Source organism: Glaciihabitans sp. UYNi722, assembly GCF_040549465.1.
GTDB lineage: Bacteria > Actinomycetota > Actinomycetes > Actinomycetales > Microbacteriaceae > Lacisediminihabitans.
The window spans coordinates 118,032-135,942 of sequence record NZ_JBEPTL010000007.1; the positions used below are offsets into that span (position 1 = coordinate 118,032).

Annotated in this window: 18 protein-coding genes; 6 read left to right on the forward strand and 12 right to left on the reverse strand. The window is 62.8% G+C overall.

Annotated features, from left to right (window positions below; genetic code table 11):
* Nucleotides 1-129 precede the first annotated feature (129 nt).
* Entirely contained in the window at nt 130-1,521 is a 1,392-nt protein-coding gene (locus ABIB56_RS07305) for a sensor histidine kinase (protein ID WP_354568453.1), read from the forward strand.
* Between the two features lie 58 nt (nt 1,522-1,579).
* On the opposite strand, the gene ABIB56_RS07310 is transcribed toward ABIB56_RS07305, so the two are convergent.
* From ABIB56_RS07310 to fadE16, 6 genes are all read right to left on the reverse strand, one after another.
* Nucleotides 1,580-1,729 (reverse strand): hypothetical protein, encoded by a 150-nt coding sequence (locus ABIB56_RS07310; RefSeq protein WP_354568455.1) that lies wholly within the window; start codon nt 1,727-1,729, stop codon nt 1,580-1,582.
* Between the two features lie 300 nt (nt 1,730-2,029).
* Entirely contained in the window at nt 2,030-2,422 is a 393-nt protein-coding gene (locus ABIB56_RS07315) for an Rv1678 family membrane protein (protein ID WP_354568456.1), read from the reverse strand.
* Nucleotides 2,419-2,973, reverse strand: coding sequence for a DoxX family protein (locus tag ABIB56_RS07320; RefSeq protein WP_354568457.1), 555 nt, complete (start codon nt 2,971-2,973; stop codon nt 2,419-2,421). Before ABIB56_RS07320 ends, ABIB56_RS07315 begins: the two co-directional genes overlap by 4 nt.
* A gap of 17 nt (nt 2,974-2,990) precedes the next feature.
* Nucleotides 2,991-3,980, reverse strand: coding sequence for an Rv1681 family radical SAM protein (locus tag ABIB56_RS07325; protein WP_354568458.1), 990 nt, complete (start codon nt 3,978-3,980; stop codon nt 2,991-2,993).
* A gap of 2 nt (nt 3,981-3,982) precedes the next feature.
* The gene (locus ABIB56_RS07330) at nt 3,983-4,807 is read right to left on the reverse strand and encodes an Rv1680 family SBP-like protein (RefSeq protein ID WP_354568459.1); all 825 of its coding nucleotides are present in this window, start codon (nt 4,805-4,807) and stop codon (nt 3,983-3,985) included.
* Between the two features lie 7 nt (nt 4,808-4,814).
* Nucleotides 4,815-5,948: an Rv1679 family acyl-CoA dehydrogenase gene (gene fadE16 / locus ABIB56_RS07335; protein ID WP_354568461.1), complete on the reverse strand. Its 1,134-nt coding sequence runs from the start codon at nt 5,946-5,948 to the stop codon at nt 4,815-4,817.
* A 406-nt stretch (nt 5,949-6,354) separates the two neighbouring features.
* Here fadE16 and ABIB56_RS07340 point away from each other — a divergent pair, with 406 nt between their 5' ends.
* The 5 genes from ABIB56_RS07340 to ABIB56_RS07360 all read left to right on the forward strand — a co-directional run bounded on the left by ABIB56_RS07340 (nt 6,355) and on the right by ABIB56_RS07360 (nt 10,059).
* Complete coding sequence (locus tag ABIB56_RS07340; protein WP_354568463.1) at nt 6,355-6,612, forward strand: dienelactone hydrolase family protein; 258 nt, start codon at nt 6,355-6,357, stop codon at nt 6,610-6,612.
* Complete coding sequence (locus tag ABIB56_RS07345; RefSeq protein WP_354568464.1) at nt 6,609-7,073, forward strand: dienelactone hydrolase family protein; 465 nt, start codon at nt 6,609-6,611, stop codon at nt 7,071-7,073. The genes ABIB56_RS07340 and ABIB56_RS07345 overlap by 4 nt, the downstream gene beginning before the upstream one ends.
* 560 nt (nt 7,074-7,633) lie before the next feature.
* Complete coding sequence (locus ABIB56_RS07350) at nt 7,634-8,047, forward strand: hypothetical protein (protein ID WP_354568466.1); 414 nt, start codon at nt 7,634-7,636, stop codon at nt 8,045-8,047.
* A gap of 12 nt (nt 8,048-8,059) precedes the next feature.
* Nucleotides 8,060-8,785, forward strand: coding sequence for an ATP-binding cassette domain-containing protein (locus ABIB56_RS07355; RefSeq protein ID WP_354568467.1), 726 nt, complete (start codon nt 8,060-8,062; stop codon nt 8,783-8,785).
* Nucleotides 8,782-10,059, forward strand: a complete 1,278-nt coding sequence (locus tag ABIB56_RS07360) for a DUF7224 domain-containing protein (RefSeq protein WP_354568468.1) — start codon at nt 8,782-8,784, stop codon at nt 10,057-10,059. The genes ABIB56_RS07355 and ABIB56_RS07360 overlap by 4 nt, the downstream gene beginning before the upstream one ends.
* Nucleotides 10,060-10,817: 758 nt before the next feature.
* Here ABIB56_RS07360 and ABIB56_RS07365 read toward each other — a convergent pair.
* The 6 genes from ABIB56_RS07365 to ABIB56_RS07390 form a co-directional block, all read right to left on the reverse strand.
* Entirely contained in the window at nt 10,818-11,015 is a 198-nt protein-coding gene (locus ABIB56_RS07365; RefSeq protein WP_354568469.1) for a hypothetical protein, read from the reverse strand.
* A 107-nt stretch (nt 11,016-11,122) separates the two neighbouring features.
* Nucleotides 11,123-12,505, reverse strand: a complete 1,383-nt coding sequence (locus ABIB56_RS07370) for an LLM class flavin-dependent oxidoreductase (RefSeq protein WP_354568470.1) — start codon at nt 12,503-12,505, stop codon at nt 11,123-11,125.
* On the reverse strand, nt 12,502-14,202 hold the full coding sequence (locus tag ABIB56_RS07375; RefSeq protein WP_354568472.1) for a dipeptide ABC transporter ATP-binding protein: 1,701 nt from the start codon (nt 14,200-14,202) through the stop codon (nt 12,502-12,504). Before ABIB56_RS07375 ends, ABIB56_RS07370 begins: the two co-directional genes overlap by 4 nt.
* Nucleotides 14,199-15,056, reverse strand: a complete 858-nt coding sequence (locus ABIB56_RS07380; RefSeq protein ID WP_354568473.1) for an ABC transporter permease — start codon at nt 15,054-15,056, stop codon at nt 14,199-14,201. The genes ABIB56_RS07375 and ABIB56_RS07380 overlap by 4 nt, the downstream gene beginning before the upstream one ends.
* A gap of 18 nt (nt 15,057-15,074) precedes the next feature.
* The gene (locus tag ABIB56_RS07385; RefSeq protein WP_354568474.1) at nt 15,075-16,085 is read right to left on the reverse strand and encodes an ABC transporter permease; all 1,011 of its coding nucleotides are present in this window, start codon (nt 16,083-16,085) and stop codon (nt 15,075-15,077) included.
* Entirely contained in the window at nt 16,063-17,730 is a 1,668-nt protein-coding gene (locus tag ABIB56_RS07390; protein ID WP_354568476.1) for an ABC transporter substrate-binding protein, read from the reverse strand. The genes ABIB56_RS07385 and ABIB56_RS07390 overlap by 23 nt, the downstream gene beginning before the upstream one ends.
* Nucleotides 17,731-17,911: the final 181 nt, after the last annotated feature.

A 17,911-nucleotide genomic window follows, 5' to 3' on the forward strand; every position in this document is an offset into this window, starting at 1 on the left:
CAGGGCTCACTCGCGGCATCCGGGGGTAAACCCCACCCCCGATCTGTGAGGCTGCCGGATGCCGCGCGCGAGTCGCAAACATGAAGCTGGATGCATGACCGGACCGACTTCGCGATGAAGGACACGACCATGACCACCACTGAGAACAGCGCGATGGCTGCCGAGTCTGCCACTCTGGATGCTGTGAGCACGACATCCGCTACACCGAAGGGCTCCCTCTACGGACGCCTGTGGCGCACGGTGCCGCAGGAACTCGGATTCCTGCTGGCGAGCCTGCCGATCGTGATCTTCGCGACGGTGATCCTCTGGGTCGGTATCTCGCTGGGCATCGGCCTGCTGCTGACATTCATCGGCATCTTCATCGTCATCGCGACGCTCTACGTCGCGCGGGGGTTCGGCACTTTCGAACTCATTCGCCTGCGCGGTGCCGGTCGTCCCGTCATCAAGCGTCCGAACTGGAACCCGTACAGGGTGTCCGGATTCTGGGCGAACATTTTCGGCACCGTTCTCAACCCGCACTACTGGCTCTATCTCGTGCACGCACTGTTGGTGAACATCGTGGTCGGGGCGGTGACCTGGGCGGTCTCCTTCGCCTGGGTGGTCACGGCCCTTTCCGGCATCACCTACTGGATTTATTCGCGCTGGATTCCGACCGGCGACAACGGTTGGACGCTCTACGACTGGGTGAAGCGCACCTTCTTCCCCGCCTGGAACATGGATCCGCAGACCGCCGACGCCCTGCTCTACTTCCTGATCGGCGCGATCTTCCTGGCGACTCTTCCCTTCGTCACCCGGGGACTGACCATGGTGCACTACGGCATCGCACTCGGGATGCTCGGGCGCTTCCGGGTGGCAGAGCTGCAGGGCGAGGTCGCGGGGCTCTCCGCATCGCGCACCGCGGCGGTTTCGGCGGAGGGCACCTCGCTCAGGCGGTTGGAGCGCGACATCCACGACGGTCCGCAGCAACGACTGGTGCGGATGCAGATGGATCTCGCTTCCGCCGACCGCCAGCTGGCCGACGATCCTGAGAAGGCACGCACTCTTATCGCCGAGGCCATGGAGCAGTCGCGCGAGGCGCTCGAAGAACTCAGGGCCCTCTCCCGCGGATTCGCGCCGCCGATCCTGCTCGACCGTGGGCTGGTGGCGGCCATCGAGTCGCTCTCCGACCGCAGCACCATCCCGGTGCGAATCGTCAACCTGCTTGCGCCAGGGGCGGATCTCCCACAGGAGATCGAGCGCAACGCCTACTTCGTCGCGGCTGAGATGCTGACGAATGTGGCCAAGCACTCCGGCGCGAACGACATCGAGTTACGACTCGAACTGCGACGCATCCCGGAGCCAGATGCCACCTGGCTGGATGTCGTGGTTGCCGACAACGGGATCGGCGGGGCCATCGCGCAGCCCGGCCACGGCATCGCGGGCCTCGAGGAACGCCTACGTGGTCTCGGCGGAACCCTCGAGATCAGCAGTCCGGCCGGTGGACCGACGGTGATCTCGGCTCACCTGCCGGTGACCTACTAATCAAACCCGTCGGTTGCTCGATTGCGCAGCGATCAACGACGCTCTCCGGCGCCGCCTCTCAGGTGCGTGAATCGGATGCGACGATTTCCAACAGTTCGTCGACCGACCATTGATCGCCGGCATGCGCCCCATACTTCACCGCAACGACGATCCCATCGCTGTTGACCAGGATGTCGGCAGTACACGTGGTACGAGCGGTCGTTGTCATCGCGCCGAGGAGAGCTCGGGGCAGGGTGGGCCAGGCGCCGAGAAGGGCGGTCGACGATCGCTCTACCCCGAACTTGCGGTAAGAGGTACTGGTGGGGATCCGCTACTACCGTCATCGGCAGTTCACTTTCGTAGCGGATCACTTCCTCGCCCGTGGAGTGGAAGACGACGACGTCGTCGAGGGTCGGTTGGCCGAATGGCATGAACAGCACTCACGCCACCGGCAACTCGTTGAACCCCCAACATCGGTCAGGCCGCGACGAGGGCTTCGTCAGAGTTCGCGAAATGAACGCTGATGTCATCAGCTCTCCTCTCGCACCGGCCGCGAGGTGATCCATATCGCGATGAACGCGGTGCCGAGTCCGACCATGAGCGCGGCAGCATTGACCGAGCCGGAGATGATGCCGATCGTCGCACCGTAGGTGACGAGGCGCACCAACCCGACGACGATCAGGATCGCGCCGGCCGCAAGCAGGAGCACGGGTTTCCGTAGTGCACAGCCGAGTGCGGCGAGGGCACCCAGCGCGACCAGCACGAGTGCCTGCACCAGGTTGACCGAGACGAACTGTAGCGGCGTGTAGTGCAGCAGGGAGAACAGGGAGCTCAGCGCGGTGAAGCCAGCGACGATCAGGCCGCGGATACGCCAGGCCGTTGACGTGGGAGCGGAAGGGATAGTGCGTGTGGTGGCGCTCATGAGAGCACCATCGCAATCCGGGCCGGCCGACCTGGGGTGAGCGACCATCGGGGTCTCAGCAGTCCATCGACACCGGCGATCCGCCCAGCCGCGGTGGCCAGAATCACGAACTGCGCAGCGAACATCAGGTAGTAGCTCCACTGCCATTCCCCTGGGGTGTTCAACACCGACAGGGTGATGGCCACGGTCTGCAGGATGCCGATGGCCGCCCAGAATCGCGTCAGGAATCCTGCGAGCAGGAACGCGCCGAGGCAGAATTCTGCGATCAGCACCCCCCAGCCGAACAGAGCGAAGTTGGGGTCGATGACGTTCTGTACCAGCCAGCTGAAGGCCCCGAGCACCGGATGCTTCACCGCGTCGGCGGTGTACTGGTACAGCCCGTTGTGCGCAGCCTGCCCGAAGTCGGGCGGACGTTTCCAGTTCACGTTCTGCAGCCACATCAGTCCCACTGCGATCCGCACGGCGGCGAGCACTGCGCGAGTAGGCCGCCCGATCGCGATCGCGTTGACCTCCCGCTCACCGGCGGTCACATGCGTTCTGGTTCCTGTCATTTCGTTCTCGTTCCCGTTCAGGCGCAGGCGAACATGGCCGACGCGGCCGTAACCGACGACCACTGTTGGGCGAAGAGGTCGCTGACCCGGTCGAGAGAGGGGGTGAGGGGCAGAATCTGGCGACTCACGAGCGCGTTCTCGTCAAGCGCGGCGACGGGATGCCAGTAGACACCCTTTGCCGTGACGGTCACCTCCGGGATCAGCGACTCGCGGGCGAAAGCCACCCCCTCCTCGGCGACTCCCTGCCGGGCGATGGGGCGGATCACCTGGTCGGATCGCGGGATCCCGAGTCCATCGAATAGAGCGTGCAGCTCGTCGAGGGCGGGATCATCGTTCGCCGAGATGGTCGCGGCGACCCGAACGGTGAAGCCCTCGTCGAGTGCAATCCGGATGCCGGAGAGCGCCCGTTTCCAGCTCCCGGCGCCGCGGTGTGAATCGTGCACCTCAGCGGTTGGGGAGTCCACACTGATCTGCAGCGCGAAGCCCTCGCGCGGCATCGCCTGCAATTTGCGCAGCCCCTGGCCGCGGAACAGCATTCCGTTGGTCAGCAACGTGGTCGGCAGCCGGTCGACGCAGGCCCGTACGATGACATCGATGTCGGGTAGCAGAAACGGCTCGCCGCCGGTGAGGTACAGCGACCGCACGCCCCAGTCGGCGGCTTCGGCGACGAGTGCCAGGATGTTGTCGATGCCAAGCAGTCGCGGGTCCGTCTTCGGTGATGAGGCCACGCAACAGTAATCGCAGGCCAGGTTGCAGTGAAAGTTCGTGTACAGCCAGAGCCGCGCCCCGGGCATCCGGTCGGCGGGGATCATGCTTCCAGGGTTGCGCGGCCGGCCTCGGCCTATAGTGACCTGACCGGTATCCTGTTCGACCATCAGGGTGTTGACGAGGGTGTTGCCGGTCTTCTCGCACCAGCGGCGCACCAGATCCAGTTCGCTCGCCGACGCCACCGAAAACTCAGCCGTATCGCCCTCGGCCATTTGTTCGACGATGCGCATGAGCGCCATGACTACCATCGGGAGTCGACGCCCTGTTCCGCGATCGCCGCAAATAGCCCGTCATAGCCCTCGAGGTGCGGTTCGACCCATTGGGTGAGTCCCTCGAGTTCGAGGATGCGCCGGTGCGCTGGCACCTCCCAGTCCATGGCAAGAAGCTTCGCCACCCACGGCGCATAGACCGACTCAGGCAGGGTGTCGAGAGCGGTGAACATGCAGTGCGAGTAGGTCTCGGTCTGCCATACCGGCTCGAGCATCCCAGGCATTAGGTCGCCGCGACCGATGTTCTCCCACACCGTGATGCCGATGGCAGCGACATCAGCATCGCCGGCAAGTACCGCATCGATCGCGTCCAGCTCGCTGCGCCCGGTGTCACCGTGTTTGCCGATGTCACTATTGAAGCGCTGGATGTGCATGTGGTCGACGTCCACCCCCGCTGCGCGAAGGTAGTGCAGAGGCAGGATTGCCGCGTGAGCTGAGTCTGCCGACCCGAGTGCCAGTCGCCGGGTCGCGATGTCGCCGGGGCCCGACCAACCGCTTTCCGCGGCCGCCAGGAACACCGTTGAAAACTTGGCGTCCGTGTCGCGCATGGCGAGCGCCCTCACGTGCCCGTCGGTCTGCAGAACCGCGCGCGCATACGCGAGGTTGGTATTCCAGGCGATGTCGATCATTCCCGCCTGCAGCGCGTCGACCAGGCGTCCGTAGTTCGAGAACAGCACGAAATCCATGGTCGTACTGGGGTCGTCGAAGTATTCGCGGATGCCTTCCCAGATGGGAACGACGTTCGGCGTGTAGGCGACCGCTCCGACGAGCAGAGGCGCTCCGACGAGCTTCGACATCCGAAACTCAGAACAGCGGAAGGCCGGTAACGGCCTTACCGTAGAAGTCGTAGAGCACGTCGGCAGTCGGCGCCATAACCGAGCCGGCGCGTGCATCTCGGAACGCTCGCTCGATGGGCAGGTGTTTCGAAAACGCTGCCCCACCACACACCCGCATTGCCGATTCGGTGATCGTCAGCGCGGCATCGTTCGCGGAGGCCTTCACCCCGAGCACAAACAGCGGAGTGTCCTCAGCCGGGCTCGCTACTTTCGCGGCCGCCTGGGAGAGGTAAGACTTCTGAGCCGTGAGCGCGATGCTCATCTTCGCGATCTGTGACCGGATGGTCGGTAGAGCGGAAAGCGCCTGATCCAGATGCTCCAGCCGCGCACCGGTCACGTGCGCGGTTGCCGCGTCCACCGCAGCGGTGGAGAGCCCGAGCGACACCGCCGAGTTGCCCAGGTTGAACCACGGCAGCACGGTGGCCATCATTGTGCCGAAACCGCTGCCCGGCTCACCGATGCGATAACTGAAAGGAATAGTCACCGCTACCGATATCGGGCTCGACGCATTGCCGCGAAGCCCCAGTCCGCTCCAGGGACCGGCGATCTCCAGACCCGCCGTTTCGGACGGGATCGCATACAGGTCCACTGTCTCGGGGTCGACCGCGCTCTTCGACGACATCACATACACATCGGCATAGCCGGCCGAGGTCACCCAGCTCTTGTCGGCCGTGAAGTGAACGTCGTCCCCGTCGGCGACCGACTCCGACACAGGAGCCCAGAAGTGCGAGCGTGACCCTTTCTCGCTGAAAGCCAGCGTGCCGAGTACCTCGCCCGATGCCATCCGCGAAAGGAGGTTCGGCATCGCTGCGGGCGGGGCGGATGCCACCGTCACCGCGGCGGCCACGTGCATCAGGTAGATCATCGCGGTCGAGCCGCACGCCGCGGCAATTGAGCCCAATACCTCAGTGAACTCGCCCGGACCGGCGCCCATGCCGCCAGCTTCTTCACTGATCACCAGGCCCAACAGCCCGCTCGACCGGAGAGCAGCGACTGAATCGACCGGGTAGGTGCCGTCAGTATCGACCTGTTGGGCGTGAGCGGCGGCTACTGCCGTCACCTGCGCAACGGCTTCTTCGAGGGTCGACTGCGTCATGGTCATCCGGTCTCCTGGCATCGTTGCTCAAGTTTCTCGACACCGCTCTCGCGGGACCGACCAGCCCAGTATCCCCCACAGGGACGTCGGGGCAACAGGGAATTCCTTACGGATGTCTAACAATGATCGACGGGCACCCGATCGCCCGCGCGCGTCACACTCGAACGAATCGTCGCGGCGGCCACCCGAGCCCGCCATTGCACGCAGGGGCTGGCCCTCACATCCGGGCCATAGACAGCACGTCGTGGGAGGGCTTGAATGTCGTTGAAGCCGTCGGGCGAGGTGTTTCTTCACAAAGCCATGACTCCATGTCGGGCCTCGTTCGAAGGCACCCCGTCTATACAGGGCTGCAGAGCCCCCACGGACGTGGCGGGGAGTCCTCGACCGCAAGATGCGACCTCAGGAGAACGCTATGGATGACCTCGTAGAGACCACGCTCAACTACACCTCGGACGGCGTCGGTTACCGCGCCTTGCTGATGCACCCGCCAGGCAACAAACCCACAGCTTTGGTCGTCCTGCTTCCAGACTGGCAAGGTCAGAGCCCGCTCGCGCGGGAGCATGCTGGTGCCCTCGCAGCTCGCGGTTGCGCTGTGGCCGTCGCCGACCTGTACGGCGACGGCTGGAGCCCGACCGACCCTGATCAGGTCGGCCGTTGGTGCAGAGGTTGATTGCTGACCGACCGATCGGGGTCGCAGCGCTGGTCGCCTGCGTGGCAGAGCTCCGCCTGCTCTGGGATGCCCCGCTGGTCTGCCTGGGATATAGCGCGGGAGGAATGGTCGCGCTCGACTATGCCCGGAGCGGCCCCGACGTCGCCGGTATCGTGCTGTGCTCGGCCCTGCTCACAACGGCCGTCGAGGGCACGAGGACCAAGGTCGACGCGCCCGTGCTCGTGTTACAGGGCACCCAGGACCAAGTCTCACCGGTAGCGATGATCGCGGACGTGATTGCCGAGATGGACGCAGCCGGTAACGATGTGCGCTTTGAGCTCTACACGCAAACCCACCACGCCTTCGACAACCCGGATGCGGGCGATGATCCCACGTCACGTTTGGTGTACTCATCGATCTCTGCGCAGCGCGCCCATGACGCTATCGCCCGATTCATCACCGAAGTCAGCAGCGCCAAGTAGAGAGATCCAGGGGAGCCACGGCGTATCACCACGACGCACCACAACCCACTCCCGAGCAAGGGAGCCTGCCATCACAACGCCAACGGCCACGACATAAATGATGTTGAAGCGTGTGAACAAAACCGAACCGGCTGTGAAGGCGAGGCCGCCAAACTGTCGTCGCAGAACTGCAAACGCGATCATCGCAGCGGCGGTAACTGCCGTCGGCGCGAGGTATTGCCAGAGCTGCCGCGCCGCTCGTACCTTCCGGTGGTTTGTTCAGATTGGATCCGGGCGACGGTTGGGTGGCCGACGGTTGGGGCTTAGTCAACGACGATCGGCATCGCGAGTCAGAATCTCGATCGCCCCCGGATCGACGTAGAAGCGCACCTCGCCCGTCGAGACATCCAGAGAGGCTTGCACGGACATGCTAAGGGCTAAGGGACGGCATCGATAGCTCAAAGTTGTGAGAGTCGTCGAGAGATGTCTATGTCCTCTAAAGTGAGGAATATGCAGGTTCGATCGTTCAACATGAGACTTAGATTGCCCGGCAACCGCCGGTTCAGTCAAAGGAGTCAGAAATGAAAATCACTAAACGTCGTGCTCTCGTCGTCGGTGCGTTGATCATTGGCACCAGCGTTCTCGCCGCCGGCCCCGCCATGGCAGAGGGAAGTTGGTCCTCGAGCATCAGCGGCGCGGTGACAGGATTTCAGTCACGGTCGTGGCAAGACAGCAACCTGGACAACGTCGAAACGAGGGTTGTTTTCTCGGGCTGTAGTGTCGATGGTGGTCAGACCTTCACGAAGACGCAACTAGAGATGTGGGGCGAGTTCGGAGCGTTCCCAGACCAGAACTTGGGAAACATCTCAAATACGTGCAACACATCGAATTGGGGTCGTGTCGCCAACAATTCGTATCACTTCAGAGTCAACACGATTAACGGCACGACGTCGGGGTATCACTTGAGCGTGACAACCAACAACACGTATTACTAGAGGACTAACTCCATGGCATTGTCCGTCCGAGACTGTTGCTTCGCATATCGCCGACGCCCGCCTTTGTTTTCCAACCTGGACGTGGTGTTCGAAGCCGGGCGGACAGTGCTTTTGGGGCCAAACGGTGCGGGGAAGTCCACCCTTTTGGCGCTCTGTGGCGGCGTCATGAAACCCGGGGGCGGGACTATCGCATTGAATGAAGAGTCCCGCACAACCTCTCCGAAATACCGCGCACGCGTGGCATGGCTCCCTCAAACCGTTTCCGTGTTTCCTGGGCTTACCGTCCGTGAACAGGTTGTGTACTACGGCTGGTTAAAAGGAATGCCAGTCGCGGCAGCCAAGATTCGAGCGGACGATGCACTAGAGCTTGTGCGGCTAACTTCATCTTCGTCAAAAAAGGCTCGAGAGCTTTCCGGCGGACAGCTTCGCCGGCTAGGAATCGCGGGTGCACTCGTTCAGAATGCAGATGCCATCCTCTTGGACGAACCATTCGCCGGCTTGGATCCCACACAGCGCGACTCCTTGTCAAATATTTTGCTAGCGCTGCCTGGGGAGACGATCCTCGTGGTATCAACGCATCAAATCGAGGACTTAAGCAGTCTCTACACTCGAACTGTTGTACTTGACTCCGGCACAGTGCGCTTTGACGGCACCACCGATAAATTTTTGCAGTCCGGCCACGGGGCGGTCGACCCTGCGCGTGTTGCATACGCATCATTCGTCGGAGCGGAGGAATGACTCTTCGGCCGTTATGGCGCCGCCCAGCGTTTCTGCTGCTTGTTCCTGCGTTAGTGCTGGTGCTCCTCTATTCACGGGCGTACCTCGATGGCCGGGATTTCGCAGGCTATTGGCTGGCCGTCACCGCAAACAGCGCTATATTCTTGTTCATTTCCGCTGCCCCAGCTGCAGTCAGCGCGGCGCTCGAGGCATCACGTTTGCGCTCAGCAGGGTCAATCATCGCCACGAGCTCCCGTCCAGCCTTTGTCGTGATACTCCAGCAGATCTGGCCATCACTGGCTACTGCTTTCGGGGTTCAGCTTTTCGCTTTGCTGCTCCTAAGCAGGAACACCTGGGGGGCTCCGGGTGAATCGCCCATCATTCTTTTGGTTGCATTCGCCGCTATTCTCATCTTCCATACCGCACTCGGGTACTGCCTCGGAAGGCTTCTCCCGCCGGTTTTGAGTGTTCCTCTAGCTCTCTTCGTCTCGTACGTTTGGCTTGGGTTTACGTGGTCGACTCCATTCTTTCCGCTCCGCTACCTGGCGGGTCTTGCTCTGGTGAGCTGTTGCCGAATCGACGAAACGATGCCCCTAGAGGCTCCGGCAGCTGCGGTGATCTTCAGCTTGCTTGGAGCGGTCGCGTTCACGCTGATCGCAGCGAGAAGGTGGCGTGGTCAGCGGGCGTTGACTTCGATTGTTTTGGCCGGTTTAGCGACCACTTTGTTGGGGGTGGGTTCCGTCGCTGGCCTAAACGTGGCGCGAGATCTCGGTCCGCAGCCGACAAAGCCCAGGGAGGCTGCACAGCTATCTTGTGAAGGTACGTCTCCCCAGGTGTGCTTGTACCCCGAGCAAGACCGGACCGAAGTGCGGACAGTATTAAAGCGGGCATACTCAAACTTGGCACGCACTGGACTTCCGCTAGCTGGCAGTATTACCGCTTCTAGCGAAGCATCAACCGCCGCGACCTACAACATGGCGATAGGCAACGACACGACAACCGACGATTTGGTCTATTCCTTCGCCTCGTCCTTCGTGCATCCCTCTGTCATCGCGGATTGTCCGACCGGGGGTAAACAGCGCCAAGCGAGTGCCAACGTGATCGTGAGCTGGCTGACCCTTGAAGCTGCTCGCGGTATCGATAAGGCGTCCGGTATCCCTCGAGGCTTCTTCCAGGAAGGCCGCGCCGCTGCGATTTCTCTCACCAGGCTTGATCCATCAGAGCAAGTCGCTTGGATCGAGCACAATCGGCGGGCCATTTTGGACTGTTCAACAATTCCTCGGCCGGTGCCGTAGCGATGCTGTTGTGGGCGCGTACCCGGCGTTTCGGCTACCTGCTGCTGCTGGCCGTCTCAGCACCGGTTCTTGGCTCTATAGTCGCGGGAACCTCAGTAATGCTGCCCTCACTCACTTCGGGCAGCCCTTTCGGCAGCGTTCCAGCGAGCGTTCTCTTGGCCATGGTCCTGCCGCTCAGCCTCGGCACATCTCTCCATGGCGCGACCCCGCTGCTCGGATCGACAGCATCGAGGCCAATATCGCAGCTTGACACCGCCGCATGCCTTCTCTGCCTCGCTGTTTCAGTTTCCACCTGCGCGTTGCTTGGGATTGTCGGTTGGAACGAGTGGCAAATCTATGTAAGGAGTTCCGTCACCCTTTTAGCAGTCTCCCTATTGGGCCTGCCCCTTGCCGGATATCGGTATCAATCGATTGTGCCGGTGCTTTACGTGTTTTTTGCAGCAGTATTCGGCCGGGGACCTGGGGGCAAACCAGCGGTCTGGGGATGGGTAATCGATCCTCAACTGCAGCCTTGGCATCTGCCTGCCGCGGCAGTGCTGCTGGGGGCGGGAGCGACTGTTGCAGCCCTATTGGGCCCGCGTTATCTGGGCAAGAAGTAGGCCTGTAACCTCAATCCAACGAAGTTGTTGATTGAAACAGGCGCCGCAGATCGTCGAAGGTCAAGTCCTTTTGTGGAGGGGTATTGATTTCCCTGTGATCCTTCGTGTTCTTATGAGCTGAGGGTGTGGAGGTCGGGGTCACCGAAAGTTTGGGCTTAATCAACGACGATCGGCATCGCGAGTCAGAATCTCGATCGCCTGCGGATCGACGTAGAAGCGCACCTCACCCGTCGACACATCAACGGAAGCTTGCACGGACACTCGGTGACGTGCATCGACGCGCTTTCCGACTGAGAGCTCAACGGGCCAAACGCCAGAGGCAAAAACGCTCAGCCCGCTAATCTGCGAATCTTCCATGTGATCATCCTTTCACCCCGCCGCCCACGAAGCGATGACTCCCCGCAATCGGGACGACCTGCGGACGCGATTTCGAGCTCGCACTCGACCAACATGAGTGGGCGCGTCTACTCGACCGGCACGGGGTCCGCGAAGGCACCGCGGTAGCGCGCCGCCGGGTGACGGTCGTTAAGTGGCGGCTCACCGAAGAGCTTCTGGCGAAGCGGACCGGGTGCATAGTCTGCCTGCGCCAGGCCGCGCTCGCGCAGCACGGGCAGCACCGAGTCGGCGAATTCGGCGAACGAACCGGGGATCACCCAGTTGATCACGTTGATGCCGTCGACTCCCGCATCTTGCCACTCCTCGATGCGGTCGGCGATCTGCTCGGGCGTGCCAACGATTCGCGTGCTTCGGGACTGGTTGAGCGCGAGGTCAGCCACCGTCGGCTCGCGGTCGGTGATGTACTTGCTCGTCCATTCGAGGAAGCCCTGTGCCCCATTCGTCGTGACGTCCCGCAGGAGAGTGTCGGGCGGATACACGCGCCCAGCCTTGTCGACGACGGCCGAATGGGCGAGATAGCCGTCGACACTCACATACTTCTCGTATTCGAGCGCCTTCGCTTGAGCCTCCTCTTCGGTCTTGCCGATGACGAAGCTCAAGCCCTGAAAGAATTTGATGTCTTCGGGACGGCGACCGTTCTCCACCGCGAAGTCCCTCGTCTCCTCGATCTGCTGCTTCGCGATCGCCGGGGATGGCGCGACGATGAAGACCGCTTCGGCGTGACGAGCGGCGAAGCGACGACCGGATACGGATGACCCGGCCTGGTAGAGAACCGGCGTCCGTTGCGGCGACGGCGACGGCAGATGCGGACCCTCGACCCGGTACCGCTCTCCGACGTGATGAATCTTGTGCACCTTTGCTGGATCCGAGTACGAGCCGCCCTCTCGATCCTTGATCACGGCATCCTCATCCCAGGATACTTCCCACAGCTTGTAGGCCACGTCTACGTATTCGTCGGCCCAGCGGTAACGCTCGGCGTGGTCGGTGAGCGCGGTGAGACCGAAGTTACGGGCCCCGTTGTTCTGCATTCCGGTGACAACGTTCCAGGCGATGCGGCCCCTCGAAATGTGATCGAGCGTCGATATCTGCCGGGCGAAGTTGAACGGATGATTCTGCATAACGTTCGACGTGAGCGCGAGTCCGATGTTGGTGGTGCTCACGGCGAGCGCGCTCAACAGCACGGACGGATCGTTGCTCGGAATCTGCAATCCCTCGCGCACGTAGACATCGAATTCGGCATCCGAGTCGCCGTAGAGCCCACTCACGTCGGCGAAGAACATCGCATCGAACTTGGCGGCCTCGAGTAGTCGAGCGAGATCGATCCAGGTATCGACATCGTTGAATTCGGTCTGGCCGGCATCCGGTCGTCGCCATTGGCCATGATGGATGTGAGACGTGGTGTTCATCACGAAAGCGTTGAAGTGCAGCGGTCGACGGGTCGTCATGGTCATCTCCTGATTGGTGGGTGGTCAAGGCTGGGCAGGGATCCGACGAGCTGTCTGGTGTACGGATGCCGCGGACTGTGGAAGATCTGCTCGACCGTGCCCTCCTCGACCACGACGCCGTCCGTCATCACCAGCACCCGGTCGCTGAGATGACTGATCACGCCGAGGTCGTGCGAGATGAAGAGATAGCTCACTCCGAGCTGCTTCTGCAGTTCGGCCAGCAGGTCGAGAATCTGCGCCTGGATCGACACATCGAGTGCAGAGACCGCCTCATCGAGCACGATCACCGATGGAGATGGGGCAAGCGCGCGAGCGATCGAAATACGCTGGCGTTGGCCGCCAGAAAGCTGGAGCGGAAAACGCGATAGCAGTTCCTCCGGCAGTCCAACCTGTGCGGCCAGCTCGCGCACTCGCGCACGCTTGCGATCGGACGTCGGATAAGCGTCCTCCGGCACGGCGTCGAGCAGGATGCGCTCGGCATTCCAGCGTGGGTCGAACGATCCGAGCGGGTCCTGGTAGACGACTGAGATGCGCGAGCGCAGCCGGCGACGCTTCGGTTCGGAGAGGGAGGACCAGTCCTGGCCGAGAAGTCTCACCACCCCGGCATCCGGCGACGTCAGGGCGAGGGCGATGCGACCGGTCGTGCTCTTGCCCGAGCCCGATTCGCCGACGATGCCGAGCGTCTCACCCCTGGCCAGGCTGAACGACAGGTCGGAGACCGCTCGCTGCGATCCGCCGCCCGGAGTGGGAAAGCTCTTGACCAACCCGATTGCCTCGAGCACCGGGCCGGAGGAGTCCCGCAACTCTTCAGCGATCTGCTCGGGATGCGGAGCAGCGAGCGCCGGGAAGTCCGGCCCGAGACGCCGCCCCCGCGTCTCCTCGCTCGGAACAGCGGCGATCAGGCTGCGCGTGTAGTCATGGCGAGGATGCTCGAGCACCTGTCGCGCATCGCCCTGTTCGACGATGTGGCCACCCTTCATTACCAGGATGGTGTCGGCCAGCTGCGCGACCACGGAGAGATCGTGGCTGATCAGCACGAGGGAAACCCCGCGCCGCTTGGTCTCCTCAAGGAGCGCAAGCACCTGCGCCTGCACGGTGACATCGAGTGCCGTCGTCGGCTCGTCCGCGATAATCAGCTCTGGATCGAGGGCAAGCGCCGACGCGATGAGCGCGCGCTGGCGGAGACCGCCGGACAACTCGTCGGGCCGCTGTTTCGCCCGCTGTTCCGGCAGTGGAACGCCGACGCTGTCGAGCAACTCGATCACCTTCCTCCGGCGTGAGCTCCGCGTGCCCCAGCCGTGCAACCGAAGTGCTTCCTCGATCTCCTTGCCGACCGGCCGAAGCGGGTCGAGCGAGACCAGGGCGTCCTGCAGGATGAAGCCGATGCGCCGTCCGCGGATCTCTCGCCAGGCCCGCGGCGACAGGTCGGAGATGTCTTCGCCGTCGAGTAACAGTCGTCGCGACGAGACCACGGAGTGGGCCCCGGTGAGGCCGACGAGGGTACGCGCGGTCACGCTCTTGCCCGAGCCGGACTCCCCGACGATCGCGACGCACGCGCCGCGCGGCAATTCGAACGAGAGATCGCTGACGACCGGATGCTGCACCCCGCCGCGCGAGAAGGCCACACTGAGCCCCGACACCACCAGCAGGGGTACGGTGTCGGTAGCCTTCGCGACCCGATCCACACTTAGGGTGTCGGTCATTTCTCACCTTTCTCGAGCACGTTCTGGATGTGTTTTCCGAGCGTCGTGGCGGCCAGCGCAAGCGCGACGATCACGAGGCCGGGAACGATGATCAGCCATCCGGCCTGGGTCACGTAGGTGCGACCGGCATCCAGAAGCGCTCCCCATTCGGATGATGGCGGCGCAACGCCGAGGCCGATGAACGCGAGACTCGACGCCCAGACGATCGACTGGCCGATCGAGAGGGCGATGATCGCAACCAGCGGGCGCACGGCGTTCGGCACGAGATGGGCGCGGACAATCCGCCAGCGACTGTGGCCGAGAGCGACGGCCGCTTCGACGTATCCGGAATTCTTCGCCGACAGGATTTGGCCGCGGATAATTCGTGCATATCCCGGTGCGGTGCCGACGCCGACCGCGACGATCTGCGTGATCATTGACGGCCCGAGGACGGCGACGAGCAGTAGTGCGAGCAACAGGGTCGGGAACGAGAAAAGCACCTCGATGATGCGGTTGACCGTACCGGCGACGAAGCGCCCGGCAAGACCCGCAATGGAACCGAGCAGGAGGGCGATGGAGATGCTGACCGCGGTGGCGCCGACGCCGATGGCGAGCGATTCCCGGGTGCCGTAGATGATGCGGCTGTAGAGATCACGGCCGGATTCATCCGTACCGAACCAGTGCGAGAACGACGGCCCCTGCAGTGAGTGATCGAGATCGAGGGCGGTCGGACCGTGGCTGGCGAGCGCACCCGGGGCGAACGCCGCGATCGCGAAGAATGCCAGCACGGCGATTGAGGTCCACAGGCCGGGACCGGCGGCGACGAGGGGATGCGAGCGCACCCGCGGAAGAACTGACGGTCGGAGTGATGTCATGGGGTTCTCAACAGCTTCTCAGGCGCTGGTTCTCAGGCGCGGATCGATCAGAACGTAGATGACATCGACGACCAGGTTCGCGACCACGTAGAGGGCCGCGATGAGCACAACGATGCCGGTGACGACGGGCAGGTCCTGGGTATTGACGGCCGTCGTCAGTGTGCGGCCGATCCCCGCGCGGGTGAAGACCGATTCGACGATCACCGCCCCCGAGATGGTCGCCCCGAGCGCCCAGCCCGACAGGGTCACCGCCGGAAGCACCGAATGGCGAAGCACGTGTCGGAGCCGCACCGCAAGATCGCCCATTCCTCGCATCCGCGCCGAAAGCACGAACAGCTGCCCGAGTGAATTCTCGAACTCGGTGCGCGTCGCCTGCCCCATGAAGCCGGCCAGCGGAATCGCCAGGGTGAGCGCGGGCAGCCACAGGCCGCGGATGCTGCTACCGCCGATTACCGGAAACCAACCGAGACCGAGGGCGAACACCAGCAGCAGGATGATTCCGAGCCAGTAGTGCGGGAGCCCGGCCGTCACCGTGTCGACGAATTCGCCGAACCCGCTGACGAGTCGCGAGCGCCCGGCAGTGAGCGTGACCCAGACGATCATGAAGATCCAGGCGAAGATGATGGTGGTGAGGGTGAGGATGAGCGTCGGTGCGAGCTGCTCGCCGATGATCGAGGTCACCGGTCGGAACTGCTGGTAGGAGACTCCGAGATCCCCTCGGAACAGTCCGCCGATGTAGTGGAAGTACTGCTGCACGACCGGGTCCTGGAGCCCGTACTGCGAATTGATCTGCGCGAGTTCGGTCGGCGTGCGCTCGATAGCCTGGCCGGCGCGGGTATTCAGGATGACGGTTGCGCGGTCACCCGGCAGTGCAGCCTGCGCCGCAAATGCTACGGTGGCCGATCCCCACAGGACGATGGCGGCGCTCAGTATTTTGCGGCCGACCAGTCGCGCTCGGGCGGCGGTCAGCGAACCCGTGTGCTGGGGAGCGCTGGTTAGCAGCGAATCATTTGACGAGGTAAGCGTCATAGAAAACAGGTCCTCCCTGCGCGGTCTCCTGCCACACGCCCTTGAGTTTCGGGGAGACAGCGAGCGTGCTCAGTCGGTCATAAACCCCGATCGACAGCGCGTGCTCTGCGATGTAGTTCTGCGCCTTGGCGTACAGCGCGTTCTGCGCGCTGATGTCGCGTGTCGAGTTCGCTTCGACGATGCTCGATTCGAGCGCCGGATCGTCCAGGAAGGCAGCGTTGTTGAAGTTGGGGTCGTCGGCCGTGCTCGGTCTCCAGTTGATATCGAGGATGCCGCCGTTCACCGCGGTCCAATAGCCGACCGCGAGATCGCGTTCGGTCTGCTTGGAGTAAGCACCGGCGAAGAATGCGCTCGGGGGAACGGGGACCAGTTTTACCGCGAATCCGACGGCCTTCGCCTGTTCCTGGATCCCCTGGAAGATTGCGGCACCGTCCGCGTTGATGATCGATCCGGCTCCGTACGGGAGCACGACCTCGAGTCTCTTGCCGTCTTTGGCGCGGACGCCGTCGCTTCCCTTCGTCCAACCCGCGGCATCCAGAAGTGCCTGTGCCTTTTTCGCGTCGTAGTCGTAGTGATCGGCGGCCGTCTCGCTGTAGCCGGGTGTGGTCTGGCTGACGCCGCCGTTGCCCTCGTACGGAATCACCCCGCGGCCGATCGTTTCGACGATCTTCTTTCGGTCGAGGCTGTAGGCGAAGGCCTGACGCACTCTCTCATCCGTGAATGGTCCCTCGGCCGTATTGAACGAGATCTGTTGCGGCCGCCCCGGGGTCACGTACTTGAGCTCCTGAAAGCCTTCGTTCTTCAGCGTTTTCCACTCGATCGCTGGTACGTCGTAGATCGCGTCAGTCTCTCCTGACCGCAGGGTCGCGACGCGGGTGGTCGGGTCTGCTACGAACTTCCAGTCGATGGTGTCGGCGTAGGCCGCGCCGGTGTGCTTCGCGTTCGCCGGTGGGGAAGTGTAGTTCGGATTGCGCTTCAGGATGATGTCCTGGCCGCGGTTCCACTTGCCAACCGTGAAGGCGCCGGAACCGATCGGCGCCTCGCAATTCTGCTCCTCCGAACGGGTCTTCAGGGCGTGCTCCGACTGGATGCCGAAGTAGCTCTGGGTGAGGTTGTCGGCGAATCTCGGGTATGGCTTCTGCAGAGTTACCTTCACCGTGTTCGCGTCAACTGCCTCAGCCGATTTGTAGTAACCGTGCAACCAGACCTGCGCCGTGCTGTTTCCGCCCTTCGCCCAGTGATCGAAGTTGTAGGCGACGGCCGCGGCATCCACCGGTGTTCCATCGGTGAATGTGACGCCCTTCTTGAGCGTGAAAGTCCAGCTCAGCTGGTCGTCAGACGGCGTCCACTTCTCGGCCAACCAGGGCACCACCTTATGGTCCTTGTCGAGCGACACGAGGTTGTCGATCACCTGGTACGAGAGGTAAGCCTGTTCGATCCAGCCGCCGAAGACGCAGGCCGGCTCCTGCTGGTGTCCGTATTCAATGGTGCCGCCCTTTACCCGCGTAGCGGTGACGGACGAGGTGGATGACTCGGCGCATCCGGTCACGGCCACCGCGGTAAGACCGAGGACGACCAGGGATGTGATGAGAGAGCGTGAGCGAAGAATGATTGACTCCTCGAGATGGGACGGAATGTGCCGCAACTCTAGGGAGGGTCGGGATGCGCTGTCGCGGGCGCGAGTAACACATCGTAGGGAAACGACGCATAAGGCGACATTGCCCAATCGCCCCGAGCTTGTGCTAACGGCTGTGGCTCTCGCTGCATAGCCCGCGGGACTCTCAAAGCAGCAGCCCTCACCAAGGCAAGAGAAACTACTCATCTAG

Bases quoted from the DNA above. Each gene is read 5' to 3' on its own strand.
- ABIB56_RS07360 (WP_354568468.1), top strand. From the start codon at position 8,782: ATGACTCTTCGGCCGTTATGGCGCCGCCCAGCGTTTCTGCTGCTTGTT.
- fadE16 (WP_354568461.1), bottom strand. From the start codon at position 5,948: ATGACCATGACGCAGTCGACCCTCGAAGAAGCCGTTGCGCAGGTGACG.
- ABIB56_RS07320 (WP_354568457.1), bottom strand. From the start codon at position 2,973: ATGACAGGAACCAGAACGCATGTGACCGCCGGTGAGCGGGAGGTCAAC.
- ABIB56_RS07375 (WP_354568472.1), bottom strand. From the start codon at position 14,202: ATGACCGACACCCTAAGTGTGGATCGGGTCGCGAAGGCTACCGACACC.
- ABIB56_RS07305 (WP_354568453.1), top strand. From the start codon at position 130: ATGACCACCACTGAGAACAGCGCGATGGCTGCCGAGTCTGCCACTCTG.
- ABIB56_RS07330 (WP_354568459.1), bottom strand. From the start codon at position 4,807: ATGTCGAAGCTCGTCGGAGCGCCTCTGCTCGTCGGAGCGGTCGCCTAC.
- ABIB56_RS07385 (WP_354568474.1), bottom strand. From the start codon at position 16,085: ATGACGCTTACCTCGTCAAATGATTCGCTGCTAACCAGCGCTCCCCAG.
- ABIB56_RS07365 (WP_354568469.1), bottom strand. From the start codon at position 11,015: ATGGAAGATTCGCAGATTAGCGGGCTGAGCGTTTTTGCCTCTGGCGTT.
- ABIB56_RS07310 (WP_354568455.1), bottom strand. From the start codon at position 1,729: ATGACAACGACCGCTCGTACCACGTGTACTGCCGACATCCTGGTCAAC.
- ABIB56_RS07350 (WP_354568466.1), top strand. From the start codon at position 7,634: ATGAAAATCACTAAACGTCGTGCTCTCGTCGTCGGTGCGTTGATCATT.
- ABIB56_RS07355 (WP_354568467.1), top strand. From the start codon at position 8,060: ATGGCATTGTCCGTCCGAGACTGTTGCTTCGCATATCGCCGACGCCCG.
- ABIB56_RS07370 (WP_354568470.1), bottom strand. From the start codon at position 12,505: ATGACCATGACGACCCGTCGACCGCTGCACTTCAACGCTTTCGTGATG.
- ABIB56_RS07340 (WP_354568463.1), top strand. From the start codon at position 6,355: ATGGATGACCTCGTAGAGACCACGCTCAACTACACCTCGGACGGCGTC.
- ABIB56_RS07325 (WP_354568458.1), bottom strand. From the start codon at position 3,980: ATGGCGCTCATGCGCATCGTCGAACAAATGGCCGAGGGCGATACGGCT.
- ABIB56_RS07315 (WP_354568456.1), bottom strand. From the start codon at position 2,422: ATGAGCGCCACCACACGCACTATCCCTTCCGCTCCCACGTCAACGGCC.
- ABIB56_RS07380 (WP_354568473.1), bottom strand. From the start codon at position 15,056: ATGACATCACTCCGACCGTCAGTTCTTCCGCGGGTGCGCTCGCATCCC.